The sequence below is a fragment of the Curtobacterium sp. VKM Ac-1395 genome, from assembly GCF_015350975.1.
In the GTDB taxonomy this organism is placed as follows: Bacteria; Actinomycetota; Actinomycetes; order Actinomycetales; family Microbacteriaceae; genus Curtobacterium.
Map to the genome: position 1 here is coordinate 331,103 of NZ_JADKRX010000004.1, position 12,119 is coordinate 343,221.

Below are 12,119 nucleotides of genomic sequence, written 5' to 3' on the forward strand. Positions count from 1 at the left end.
TCAGGCTCCGATCTCACGCTTGGCGGCCACGCGCTCGATGACCTGCCGGATGACGGCGATCGCGACGATCACGATGAACAGGAGGACGGACGCGGCCGAGGCGGCGCCCAACCGGTTGTCGGTGAAGCCGACGCCGGTGATGAGCTGCAGCGAGACCTGGGTCGAGATGCCCGGTCCGCCGTTCGTCATCAGGTAGACCTGGTCGAAGATCTTCAGGCTGGCGATGATCTGCAGCAGGATGACCAGGGTCGTCGTGCGGCCGAGCAGCGGCAGCGTGATCGACTTGATCTGCTGCCAGTTCGACGCACCGTCGACCGCGGCCGCTTCGTACAGCTCGCGGGGGATCTCCTGCAGGCCGGCCAGGTACAGCACGAAGTTGAAGCCGAGCGTCCACCACACGGTGGCGATGGCGACGCCGATCATGGCCGTGTTCGGGCTCGCCAGCATGCCGGCGCCGGGGGTCAGCCCGAGCAGCGACTGCGCGCTCGCCCAGAGACCGGTGCTCGGCGTGAAGATGAACACCCAGATCAGCGAGATCGTCGCCGACGGCAGGATGAACGGCAGGAAGAACGCCAGGCGGAAGAACCACTGGCCCTTGTTCATCCGGTTCGTCAGCACGGCGAACACGAACGCCAGGATCACCAGCGGCGGGGTCGTGTAGAGCGTGAACTGCAGCGTGTGCCAGAGCGAGGACCAGAAGTCGTCGCGTCCGAGCATCTCCGCGTAGTTCGCGAACCCGGCGAAGGTGCCGAGGCCGGTGCGCACCGTCGAGGTGTTGAAGAAGCTCGTGACGATCATCCAGATCGTCGGGCCGAGCAGGAAGGCGATGTAGAACAGGCCGAAGGGGGCCAGGAACAGCCAACCGCTGCGGCCCTGGCCGCGGGTCAGGCTGGTGCGGTAGGTGCGCAGCTTGCGGGGCGCGCTCGCCGCGTCCGTGGGCCGGTCGAGGACAGGTGCTGTGGTCACGTCATCGTGCCTTTCGCAGGGTGTTCACGGCGTTCGTGGTGGTCGTCGGGCCGATCACAGCGGGCTCGGCGTGTTGAGGTAGGTCGACAGCTGGGACTTGATCGCGCTCATGGCAGCGGCGGGGGAGCTGCTGCCCTGCTGGACGAGCGCGAGCTGGGCGCCGACGGTGTTCTCGAAGGTGGAGCCGGACCCGCCGTACCAGGCGGCGTCGTCGAACACGGCGGACTCGGCGGCCGAGGCGTAGTTCGACTGGGGCGTCAGCTTCTTGTACGCGGAGCTGTCGAACGTCGGCATGTACGCCGGGACGTGCCCGCCCTGCGCCCACGTGAGGCTCTGCTCGAGCATCTGCTTGATGAAGAGCATCGCGGCCTTCTTCTGCTCCGGCGTGCGGTCCTTCCGCGGCAGGATGAAGGTGTGCGAGTCGGCCTGGGTCGCCGGCTTGTCGAAGAGCTGCGGGATCGGCGCCATGCCGAACTTCAGCCCCTTGATCGACTGCGCGGTGCTGATCTCCCACTCGCCCTGCATGAAGAAGCCGGCCTTGCCGGTGAACATCAGCGTCTGCGCGGTGGCGTAGTCGAGGCCCTTGTTGAGCCAGCCGCTCTTGACCCACTTCTGGGTCATCTCGGTGACCTTCGAGTAGGCGTCCTCGTTCACCGTGAGCTTCGCGCCGCCGTCGCTGATGAACGGGGTGGCACCCTGGATCTGGTTGTACATCGTCCAGAAGAAGCGCCACGGGGTGGCGATCTCGCTGACGTTCGCCACGTTGAGGGCCGTGCCGCCGGTGACCTTCGAGACGGCGGCGAGGGCGCTCTCGAAGGCGTCGATGCCGGTCAGGTCCTTGAGCTTGCCGTCGCCGTCGATCAGACCGGCCTTCTGGCACACGTCGACGTTGTAGAACAGCACGAAGGGGTGCGTGTCGAGCGGGACACAGATGTTCTTGCCGTCGGTCTTCTGCGCGGTCCAGGCCTTCTGGTTGAAGTCGCTGGCGCTGAGCCCGACACCGGCCAGGTCGTCGGCCGTGATCGGGTCGAGCAGGTCGCCGTCCCAGAGCGGCTTCGCCCGGGTCAGGTGGGCGATCGCGACGTCCGGCGGCTTGTTCCCGACGGTGGCGAGTGTGACCTTCGAGTAGTACGGGTTGCCCCAGGCGAACGTCGTCGCCTGCAGCGAGCTGGAGCCGCCGTGCTGCTTGGCGTAGCCGGCTTCCATCTCCTGCATGCGGAGACCGTCGCCACCGCCGAAGAGGTTCCAGAAGACGAGCGTCTCGGGGTTGAGCGCGCTTCCGGCGAGGCCAGCGGAGAGCGGGCTCGAGCACGCGGCGAGGGGGAGGACGGTCGCGGCCGCCGCTCCGGCAGCCAGGAGGCTCCGCCGGGTGAAACCGGCGCCCCGTGGCTGCGAGACGGGTGGTACGGGTCGGATCGGCATGGCATCACTCCATCGTGGGCCGGGCTGCGGAACACGTGGGTCAGTGCTCCGTGAGCGCTCACATTAGCCCCGCTGTCCGCGGCGCGCCACCCCTTTCGTCACGACATGGATACCGGTAGCGTTACGGAACAGGTGAGCGCTCACTCTCCGGAACTGACGGGGACCGAGCGCCGCCGACCGCACCGGGTGCAGTGCGCCCGGAGCCCACGAGCCAGCAGATGATCGAAGGAGATCCATGCCCCGCACACACCTCGTCCTCGACGCCGCGTTCACCGTGGGGCCGGTGCGCCGCCGCATCTTCGGTGGGTTCGTCGAGCACCTCGGTCGCCACGTCTACGACGGCATCCACGAGCCTGCCCACGAGAGCGCCGACGAGCACGGCTTCCGCAAGGACGTCATCGAGCTCGTCAAGGAGCTCGGCGTCACCACCATCCGCTACCCCGGCGGCAACTTCGTCTCCGGCTACAAGTGGGAGGACGGCGTCGGCCCGGTCGACCAGCGCCCCCGCCGCCTCGACCTCGCGTGGCACTCCACCGAGACGAACGAGGTCGGCCTGCACGAGTTCCAGCAGTGGCTCGACTCGGTCGGCTCCGAGATGATGCTCGCCGTGAACCTCGGCACCCGTGGCACCGACGCCGCCATCGAGCTGCTCGAGTACGCGAACATCCGCAGCGGCACCGCGCTCGCCGACCAGCGCCGGGCGAACGGCCGCGAGGAGCCCTTCGGCATCACCATGTGGTGCCTCGGCAACGAGATGGACGGCCCCTGGCAGCTCGGCCACAAGAACGCCGACGACTACGGCAAGCTCGCGGCGATGACCGCCAAGGGCATGCGGCAGATCCAGCCCGACCTGGAGCTCGTCATCTGTGGGTCCTCCGGGGCATCGATGCCGACGTTCGGGGAGTGGGAGCGCACGGTCCTCGAGCACGCCTACGACGACGTCGACTACATCTCGGCCCACGCCTACTACGAAGAGGGCACGGACATGCCGACCTTCCTGGCGTCCGGCGTCAACATGGACCGCTTCATCGACACGGTCACCACCGCGGCCGACCACGTCAAGGCGCACAAGAAGTCCGACAAGCGCATCGACATCTCGTTCGACGAGTGGAACGTCTGGTCGATCTCGAAGTGGAACGAGCAGCAGAAGGAGTTCACGCTCGACGAGTGGCCCGTCGCCCCGCGTCTGCTCGAGGACATCTACACGGTGGCGGACGCCGTCGTCGTCGGTGGCCTGCTCATCTCGCTGCTGCGCCACGCGGACCGCGTCGCGTCGGCCTCGATCGCGCAGCTCGTCAACGTGATCGGCCCGATCATGACCGAGCCCGGTGGCGAGGCCTGGCGCCAGACCACCTTCTTCCCGTTCTCGCTGACCTCGCGGCTCGCCCACGGCACCTCGCTGCAGGTCATCGCGTCCGGTGACACGGTCGACGGTGGCACGTACGGCGAGGTCCCGGTCGTGGACTCCGCCGCCACGATCGAGGACGGCAAGGCCGCCGTGTTCCTGGTCAACCGCCACCCCTCGGAGAGCACGACGGTCACCATCGACCTGTCGGGGCTCGACGTCACGGGTGACGTCCACGCCGAGGGCGTCTGGGACGACGACCTGCACGCGGTCAACGACCTGACGAACACGTCGCGTGTCGGCCTCCGCACGAACGAGACGGCTCGCCGCGAGGGTGACACCGTCACGATCGAGCTCCCCCCGGTGAGCTGGACGGCGCTGTCGATCGGCTAGTCCCGGTCGGGGTCGTTCCCCGCTGAGCAGGTCGGAACGCGCGTCGGTGGTCGGATCGTCCGACCCCCGACGCGCGTTTCCGCGTTCCAGCGCAGGTGCGAGGGGACGGAACGCACCACGGGGCGGCCGGGAGGCTCGGCGCCAGGCCGCCACGAGCCTCCCGTCCGGCACGTGGTCCGGCCGCGGCGGTCTGCCGCCGGTCGATCCGCCCGCAGGAGGTCGAATCGCGCGGACGGGGTCGGATCATCCGACCCCGTACGCGCGTTTCCGCGTTCCAGCGCAGGCGTGAGGGGACGGAACGCACCACGGGGCGGCCGGGAGGCTCGGTGCGAGGCCGCCACGAGCCTCCCCTCCAGCACGTGGTCCGGCCCCGTGGGCTGGCTCGCACGGTGCGGCGTCCCTCGCCCGGTGCGAGGGTGATCGCCCCGTGCGGGGACACGGGCGCGCACGGGGTGCGCAACCTCGCACCACGCGCCCGCGCGCCCGCGCTACCGCGGCGGCGGCGCCGCCGTGCTCGCGCGCTCGACCAGGCGCACCGGGACGAGGTCCGTCGTGGCGACGACCGGCGCGCCCTCGATCTGGGCGAGCAGGGTCGAGACCGCGCGACGACCGACCTCGTCGAAGGACTGGTGCACGGTGGTCAGCGGCGGCCAGAACGAGTCGGACTCCGGCGAGTCGTCGAAGCCCACCACGCTGAGGGACTCCGGCACGGTGCGCCCGAGCTCGTGGCAGGCGCGGAGGATCCCGAGGGCGGTCTGGTCGTTCGCGGCGAACACCGCGGTGATCTCCGGGCGCCGGGCGATCTCGAGGCCGGCGCGGTAGCCGGAGGACGTGTTCCAGTCCCCGTGGAACACCGGCGGGACGACCCGGCCGGCGCGCTCGAGCGTGGTCTGCCACGCCGCCAGTCGTCGCGCCGCCGAGTACGACGACGAGGGCCCGGCGACGTGCCACACGGTGTCGTGGCCCAGGTCGAGCAGGTGCTGCGTGGCGAGCCGGGCGCCGTCGGTCTGGTCGGTGTCGATCGCCGGGTGCTCGGTGGTGCCCGTGGAGTCGACGACGACCATCGGGACGCCGTCGGGCAGGGCCACCTCGGCGGTGTCGATGACGTGGGACTCGATGATGATCACCACGCCGTCGACGGCTTGTTCGTGCAGGCGGGAGAAGGCCGAGCGGACCCCCTCCTCGGTGCGGGAGGCCATCGGCAGCAGCGTGATCGTGAAGTCGGCGGCCCCGGCGGCGTCGGCGATGGCCTCGAGCGTGCGCATGTTGCCGAAGGACGCGAGCGTGAACATGATCACGCCGATCGTCCGGAAGCGCCCGGAGCGCAGTGCCCGCGCAGCCCGGTTCGGGCGGTACCCGAGCGAGGCCATCGCCTGCTGGACGCGCTCGCGGGTGTCGGGCCTGACGTTCTCGAAGCCGCGGGCGACCCGCGAGACCGTCTGCATCGAGACGCCGGCGGCGTCGGCGACGGCAGCCATCGACGGGGCGCGACGGCCGGTGGCGGACAGGTCGGTCGTCACGTCGCTCCTTCGTCGGGCGTGGCCGGGACGAACGCCCGGGGGACAGCCGGACAGGGAGCCGACCGCTCCGAACGGTAACGCATGTTGACGTTGCCATGCTATCGTCGGGTCGTTCGATGTTGACGTCAACTTCGACGTCCCCGAACGCAGCATCCGCGTTCCACGCACGCACCAGCCGCGTCCCCGAACGCAGCAGACGAAGGAGTCACATGAGCACGCTCGCAGCGCGCACGGCCCCGGCCGGGTCGCCGGCAGCGCCACCGCGACGGCGGCCGAAGCCGAGGGGCCGGTTCACCGGGTGGCTGTTCGTCGGACCGTTCGTCGTCGTCCTGGTCCTCATGCTCATCGTGCCGATCGGGTACGCGCTGTGGCTCAGCCTGTTCCGTGACCAGCTCGTCGGCGGCAACCAGTTCGTCTGGTTCGCCAACTACCTGCAGCTCTTCCAGGACTCGCAGTTCTGGTCCGGCTTCGGGCGGGTCGTCGTCTTCCTGGTCATCCAGGTGCCGATCATGCTCGGGCTCGCCCTCGTGGCCGCCCTCACGCTCGACAGCGCCCGGCTCTGGGGAACGTCGTTCTTCCGCATCGCGGTGTTCCTGCCCTACGCGGTCCCCGGCGTCGTCGCAGCGCTCATCTGGGGCTTCATCTACGGCAACCAGTTCGGCCTGACCGGTGCGGCGAACGACGCGCTCGGCATCGACCTGCTGCAGCCGTTCAGCCCGACCTGGGTCCTCACGTCGATCGGCAACGTCGTCACGTGGGAGTTCCTCGGCTACAACATGCTGATCTTCTACGCGGCCCTCCGCACCGTCCCCGGCGAGCTGTACGAGGCCGCCGAGCTCGACGGCGCCGGCCCCCTGCGCACGGTGTTCTCGATCAAGCTCCCCGCACTCCGCGGCCCGATGGTCATCGCCACGATCTTCTCGATCATCGGCAGCTTCCAGCTCTTCAACGAGCCGAACCTGCTGAAGACCCTCGCCCCGAACGTCATCGGCAGCTCCTTCACGCCGAACATGTACGCCTACTCGCTGTCCTTCAGCGGCCAGCAGTTCAACTACTCCGCCACCGTCGCCATCGTGATGGGCGTCATCACCGCCGTGATCGCCTACGTCGTGCAGGTCCGCGGCACCCGACAGGAGAACCGATGAGCACCCTGCAGCACCCCGCCACCGGTCCGGCCGGCCCGGCCACGGTGACCGAGGCGACCACGACGCTCCGCAACGGCCGTCGCGGAGCGGGACGAGCGTCCCGGAAGGCGGACCAGCCCGTCGACGGCCGCAAGCCGAAGCGCTCCGGTCTCCTGACCGCCGTGATGATCGTCTTCGTCGTGTACTCGTTCGCGCCGCTGTTCTACCTGCTCGTGAACAGCACGAAGACGCAGTCGTCGCTGCTCTCCACCTTCGGCCTCTGGTTCGGCGGGGACTTCAACCTCTGGCAGAACATCGTCGACACCGTCACGTACAACGACGGCATCTTCCTGCAGTGGTTCGGCAACACGCTGCTCTACGTGGTGGTCGGTGCCGGCGGAGCGACGCTCCTGGCGACCGTCGCCGGCTACGGCATGGCGAAGTTCGCGTTCCCCGGCCGCCGCGCCGTGTTCGCGATCGTCCTCGGTGCCATCGCGGTGCCCGGCACGGCCCTCGCCGTCCCGACCTTCCTGCTCTTCTCGCAGGTCGGCCTGACGAACACCCCCTGGGCGATCATCCTGCCCTCGCTGATCAGCCCGTTCGGCATGTACCTGGTGTGGACGTACGCGGTCGACGCGATCCCGTCCGAGCTCCTCGAGGCCGCCCGCATGGACGGCGCAGGGGAGTTCCGGATCTTCTTCACGATCGCGCTCCGCCTGCTCGCCCCCGGTGTCGTCACCGTGCTCCTGTTCGCCGTCGTCGCGACGTGGAACAACTACTTCCTGCCGCTCATCATGCTGAGCGACCCGAAGTGGTACCCGCTCACCGTCGGCCTCAACCAGTGGAACGCGCAGGCCACCGGTTCCGGTGCGCAGCCGATCTACAACCTCGTCGTCACCGGTTCGCTCCTCACGATCATCCCGATCGTGGTCGCGTTCCTCTTCCTGCAGCGCTTCTGGCAGTCCGGCCTCGCCGCCGGGTCCGTCAAGGCCTGACCCACGGCCAGGAGGCTCGGGGCGACCCCGCCACGCACCTCCAGCCCGCCAGCCCCACAGCAGCACCCCCCCCAACACGAAGAAGTGAAAGGCACCCCATGAACACGAAGGCCCGGCGCGGACTCAGCGCCCTCGCCATCGGCGTCACCGCCGCCATCGCCCTGGCGGCCTGCTCGTCCGGCGGCTCGTCCTCCGGCGGCTCCGCCTCGGACATCGACTCGGCGCTCGCCAAGGGCGGCACCCTGACGTACTGGTCCTGGACCCCGTCCGCGAAGGCCCAGGTCGCCGCGTTCGAGAAGCAGTACCCGAAGGTGGACGTCAAGCTCGTCAACGCCGGCACCGGTGCCGACCAGTACACGAAGCTGCAGAACACGATCAAGGCCGGCTCGGGTGCCCCCGACGTCGCGCAGGTCGAGTACTACGCCATCCCGCAGTTCTCGCTGTCCGAGTCGCTCCTCGACCTGTCGAGCTACGGCTTCGACCGCCTGAAGAGCAAGTTCGCGGCCAGCACCTGGAGCTCCGTGACGAACGGGGACAAGGTCTACGGCCTGCCCCAGGACTCCGGCCCCATGGCGCTGTTCTACAACAAGAAGGTCTTCGACGCGAACGGCATCACCGTCCCGAAGACGTGGGACGAGTACGTCACCGCGGCCGAGAAGCTGCACCAGTCCGACCCCGACGCCTACATCGCGGCGGACTCCGGTGACGCCGGCTTCACGACCAGCATGATCGCCCAGGCCGGTGGCACGCCGTTCACCACGAAGGGCGACAAGGTGACGGTCAACCTGCAGGACGAGGGCACCAAGAAGTGGACCTCGACCTGGAACGAGCTCGTCGAGAAGAAGCTGCTCGCCAAGACCGTCGGCTGGACCGACGACTGGTACAAGCAGCTCGGCAACGGCCAGATCGCGACCCTCATCACGGGCGCGTGGATGCCGGGCAACCTCGAGGCGAGCGTCGCCGACGCCAAGGGTGACTGGCGCGTCGCACCGATGCCGACCTACGACGGCTCGAAGGCCGTCACCGCGAACAACGGCGGCAGCGCCGAGGTCGTCATGAAGCAGACGAAGAACCCGGCCCTCGCCGCCGGCTTCCTCAAGTGGCTGAACTCGTCGAAGGCCTCCACGAAGATCTTCATGGAGTCCGGCGGCTTCCCGTCGACCACCGCTGACCTGGAGTCCTCGGCCTTCCTCAACGAGGAGCCGGAGTACTTCGGTGGACAGAAGATCAACGAGGTCCTCGTCGACGCGTCGAAGTCGTCCGACAACGACTTCACCTACCTGCCGTACCAGGTGTACGCGAACAGCGTCTACGCCGACACCGTCGGGCAGTCCTACGAGAAGGGCACCTCGCTGGAGTCCGGGCTCGAGGCCTGGCAGAACTCGCTCGTGAAGTACGGCAAGCAGCAGGGCTTCACGGTCTCGACCAAGTAGCACCAGCTCCACCATCCCGGGGCCGTGCGGACACCAGTCCGCACGGCCCCGCTCTCTGCACCGGGCCGTCCCCGCGGCCCCGCTCTCTGCACCGGACCGCCTCGGCGGCCCCGCTCTGACGAAAGGCTCTGCCCATGCGCTTCGCGATCGGCGACACCGACTTCCTGCTCGACGGCGAGCCGCACCGGGTCCTCTCCGGCGCGATCCACTACTTCCGCGTCCACCCGGACCTGTGGGCCGACCGCATCCGCAAGGCCAAGCTCATGGGCCTCAACACCGTCGAGACCTACGTCGCGTGGAACGCGCACGAGGCCTCGCCCGGGCAGTTCGACTTCACCGGTGGACTCGACCTCGGTCGGTTCCTCGACCTCGTCGCCGCCGAGGGCATGCACGCGATCGTCCGCCCCGGCCCGTACATCTGTGCCGAGTGGACCAACGGGGGGCTGCCGTACTGGCTGTTCACCGACGGCACCGTGGGCATCCGCCGCGACGAGCCGCAGTTCCTCGCCGCCGTGTCGCGGTACCTCGACGCCCTCGCGCCGATCCTCGTCCCACGGCAGATCGACGCCGGCGGGACGGACGGCCCCGGCGGGCCGATCGTCCTCGTGCAGGTCGAGAACGAGTACGGCGCCTACGGCTCGGACCCCGTCTACCTGGCCAAGCTCGAGGCGATGCACCGCGCGATCGGGCTGACCGTCCCCTTCACGAGCGTCGACCAGCCGATGGGCACCATGCTCGAGGACGGCTCGCTGCCGTCGCTGCACAAGACCGGGTCGTTCGGGTCCCGCTCCGAGTCGCGTCTGGCCCGGCTCCGGCAGGCGCAGCCCACCGGACCGCTGATGTGCTCGGAGTTCTGGGACGGCTGGTTCGACAGCTGGGGCGAGCACCACCACACCACCTCGGCTGCGGACAGCGCCGCCGACCTCGACGTCCTGCTCGCCGCCGGCGGCTCCGTCAACGTCTACATGTTCCACGGCGGCACGAACTTCGGCTTCACGAACGGCGCCAACGACAAGGGCGTGTACCGGCCGATCGCGACGTCGTACGACTACGACGCCCCGCTCGACGAGGCCGGTCGCCCCACCGCGAAGTTCCACGCGTTCCGCTCCGTCATCGAGCGCTACGCGCCCGTGCCGCCGCTGCCGGCCGCCATGGAGCCCGGTGGGTCCGGCGTGCTGCACGACGGCCCCGGTGCCGACACCGGTGCCGACGCCGGCCAGGAGGCCCGGATCGCCCCTGCCACGGACCTCGCCGTCCAGCTCGACCGGTCCACGGCCCTCCGCACGCTGCTCCCGCAGCTCACGTCGTGGACCACGCACGAGACCACCCCCACGTTCGACGAGCTCGGTGCCGCCTCGGGCTTCGTGCTGTACCGCACCGAGGTCGATCTGCCCGCGGGCGGCGTGCTGACCGTCGGGGGAGAGGTCCGCGACCGCGTCCTCGTCAGCGTCGACGGTCGCTCGGTCGGCGTCCTCGAGCGCGAGCACCACGACCGGGCCGTCGCGCTCCCGCCGGTCACCGGGACGCTCGAGCTCCTCGTCGAGGACCAGGGCCGCGTCGACTACGGCACCCGCATCGGCGAGCCGAAGGGCCTGATCGGCGGCGTCACCGTGGACGGCGTGCCGCTGTCCCGGTGGACGGCGTCGCCGCTCGCGCTCGACCCCATGCCGTCCGCGGCGCTCGACGTGCTGCGCGCGCTGGAGCCCGTCGGTTCCGCAGCCGGTGCCGACGTCCTGGCCGGACCCGTCGTGGCGCTCGGGTCGTTCGAGCTCGACGCGGCGTCCGACCGCTACCTGGCGCTCGACGGCTTCCGCAAGGGCGTCGCCTGGGTGAACGGGTTCTGCCTCGGGCGGTACTGGTCGCGCGGGCCGCAGCAGACCCTGGCGGTGCCGGGGCCGGTCCTGCGTGCGGGTCGGAACGAGGTCGTCGTGTTCGAGCTGCACGCGTCGGCGTCCCGCACCGTGCAGCTGCGCGTCGAGCCCGACCTCGGCCACACGGAGGCCTGACCGGGTCTGCGCGCAGCGGTCCTGCCGCGGGTCGAATCGCGCTCAGGGGGTCGAATCGCGCGTGGCGGGTCGTTCGTCCCGACCTCCCACGCGCGATCCCACTCCCCATCGCGGGCGTCATGGGAAGGACCGCGCGCGGTCAGGACCGGTTGCCCACTCCCGGACCTGCAGCAGCGCCTCCCGACGCCAGCGCCAGTACGGTGCGAACTTCGTGCCGTCGTCCTCCCAGGCCCGCGTGAGCAGCCCGATCTGACGACGACGGTCCCGCCCGGCGGTGTCTCGCCACTCGACCCAGGCGTCGTCGAGCACGGCGGTGATGCCCGCGCGGGGGAGCGTCCACGAGACGAGGAAGCCGTCGTACCGGAGCTCGTCATCGGCGAGGTGGACCGCGACCCGTGGCAGGCGGCTCGTGAGCCAGATCCCCGTCGCGACGAAGACCGCGCCGAGGACGACGAGGAACACCCGCGCCGACGCGTCCGGGGACGTCGCAGCGAGGGCGATCGCGACTCCGGTCCCCATGAACACCGGGCCCATCACGATCACGTTGATCACACGATCGAGCTTCGGCGGGCGGATCGTGGTCGTCACGCGGTGCCGTCGTCGAGGGCGTCGAGCTCCGCGCGGGCGCGCTCGGCATCGGCGACACGGTCGGCCTCCGGGCGCTCCCACCACACCGGGCCGCGTTCGCCGAGGCCGTGCTTGGCGAGGCCGTTCCGGTGCCGGGCGGCAGCGAGTGCCGCGTCGTCGCCCGAGCGCTTGGCCTGCTTGACCGCGTTCCGCCCACGACCGAGGTGCGACCGGAGCGCCGCGGCGGTCTCCTCGGGCACGGCGGGGTCGGTGCGCCGCCAGCGTCGGCCGTCAACGACGAAGAAGTGGTCGTCCGGCTTGCTCATGCGTCTGAGTCTGCACCGTCGG

10 protein-coding genes are annotated in these 12,119 nt (G+C 69.9%); 5 read left to right on the forward strand and 5 right to left on the reverse strand.

Going from position 1 to position 12,119, the window contains the following annotated elements; genetic code table 11:
- Both ITJ68_RS13205 and ITJ68_RS13210 read right to left on the reverse strand, forming a co-directional pair.
- Nucleotides 1-966, reverse strand: coding sequence for a carbohydrate ABC transporter permease (locus ITJ68_RS13205; protein WP_194661715.1), 966 nt, complete (start codon nt 964-966; stop codon nt 1-3).
- A gap of 54 nt (nt 967-1,020) precedes the next feature.
- Nucleotides 1,021-2,388 carry an extracellular solute-binding protein gene (locus tag ITJ68_RS13210; protein WP_194661716.1) on the reverse strand — a complete coding sequence of 456 codons (1,368 nt, stop codon included), beginning with the start codon at nt 2,386-2,388 and terminating at the stop codon, nt 1,021-1,023.
- Nucleotides 2,389-2,623: 235 nt separating this feature from the next.
- Between ITJ68_RS13210 and ITJ68_RS13215 the strand changes: the two genes are divergently transcribed.
- Nucleotides 2,624-4,126, forward strand: coding sequence for an alpha-N-arabinofuranosidase (locus ITJ68_RS13215; protein WP_194661717.1), 1,503 nt, complete (start codon nt 2,624-2,626; stop codon nt 4,124-4,126).
- Between the two features lie 488 nt (nt 4,127-4,614).
- Here ITJ68_RS13215 and ITJ68_RS13220 read toward each other — a convergent pair whose 3' ends face one another.
- Nucleotides 4,615-5,604, reverse strand: coding sequence for a LacI family DNA-binding transcriptional regulator (locus ITJ68_RS13220; protein WP_194661847.1), 990 nt, complete (start codon nt 5,602-5,604; stop codon nt 4,615-4,617).
- Between the two features lie 251 nt (nt 5,605-5,855).
- Between ITJ68_RS13220 and ITJ68_RS13225 the strand changes: the two genes are divergently transcribed.
- From ITJ68_RS13225 to ITJ68_RS13240, 4 genes are all read left to right on the forward strand, one after another.
- Nucleotides 5,856-6,791, forward strand: a complete 936-nt coding sequence (locus ITJ68_RS13225; protein ID WP_194628628.1) for a carbohydrate ABC transporter permease — start codon at nt 5,856-5,858, stop codon at nt 6,789-6,791.
- Nucleotides 6,788-7,765, forward strand: coding sequence for a carbohydrate ABC transporter permease (locus ITJ68_RS13230; RefSeq protein ID WP_416354650.1), 978 nt, complete (start codon nt 6,788-6,790; stop codon nt 7,763-7,765). The genes ITJ68_RS13225 and ITJ68_RS13230 overlap by 4 nt, the downstream gene beginning before the upstream one ends.
- A 98-nt stretch (nt 7,766-7,863) precedes the next feature.
- Nucleotides 7,864-9,198 (forward strand): ABC transporter substrate-binding protein, encoded by a 1,335-nt coding sequence (locus ITJ68_RS13235; RefSeq protein WP_194661718.1) that lies wholly within the window; start codon nt 7,864-7,866, stop codon nt 9,196-9,198.
- A 134-nt stretch (nt 9,199-9,332) separates the two neighbouring features.
- Nucleotides 9,333-11,204 (forward strand): glycoside hydrolase family 35 protein, encoded by a 1,872-nt coding sequence (locus ITJ68_RS13240; protein ID WP_194661719.1) that lies wholly within the window; start codon nt 9,333-9,335, stop codon nt 11,202-11,204.
- A gap of 117 nt (nt 11,205-11,321) precedes the next feature.
- Here the strand turns inward: ITJ68_RS13240 and ITJ68_RS13245 are convergent, their stop codons facing one another.
- Both ITJ68_RS13245 and ITJ68_RS13250 read right to left on the reverse strand, forming a co-directional pair.
- Nucleotides 11,322-11,792, reverse strand: coding sequence for a hypothetical protein (locus ITJ68_RS13245; protein WP_194661720.1), 471 nt, complete (start codon nt 11,790-11,792; stop codon nt 11,322-11,324).
- Nucleotides 11,789-12,097 (reverse strand): biopolymer transporter Tol, encoded by a 309-nt coding sequence (locus ITJ68_RS13250; protein WP_194661721.1) that lies wholly within the window; start codon nt 12,095-12,097, stop codon nt 11,789-11,791. Before ITJ68_RS13250 ends, ITJ68_RS13245 begins: the two co-directional genes overlap by 4 nt.
- Nucleotides 12,098-12,119: the final 22 nt, after the last annotated feature.

Bases quoted from the DNA above. Each gene is read 5' to 3' on its own strand.
- ITJ68_RS13210 (WP_194661716.1), bottom strand. From the start codon at position 2,388: ATGCCGATCCGACCCGTACCACCCGTCTCGCAGCCACGGGGCGCCGGT.
- ITJ68_RS13215 (WP_194661717.1), top strand. From the start codon at position 2,624: ATGCCCCGCACACACCTCGTCCTCGACGCCGCGTTCACCGTGGGGCCG.
- ITJ68_RS13220 (WP_194661847.1), bottom strand. From the start codon at position 5,604: ATGGCTGCCGTCGCCGACGCCGCCGGCGTCTCGATGCAGACGGTCTCG.
- ITJ68_RS13225 (WP_194628628.1), top strand. From the start codon at position 5,856: ATGAGCACGCTCGCAGCGCGCACGGCCCCGGCCGGGTCGCCGGCAGCG.
- ITJ68_RS13230 (WP_416354650.1), top strand. From the start codon at position 6,788: ATGAGCACCCTGCAGCACCCCGCCACCGGTCCGGCCGGCCCGGCCACG.
- ITJ68_RS13235 (WP_194661718.1), top strand. From the start codon at position 7,864: ATGAACACGAAGGCCCGGCGCGGACTCAGCGCCCTCGCCATCGGCGTC.
- ITJ68_RS13240 (WP_194661719.1), top strand. From the start codon at position 9,333: ATGCGCTTCGCGATCGGCGACACCGACTTCCTGCTCGACGGCGAGCCG.
- ITJ68_RS13250 (WP_194661721.1), bottom strand. From the start codon at position 12,097: ATGAGCAAGCCGGACGACCACTTCTTCGTCGTTGACGGCCGACGCTGG.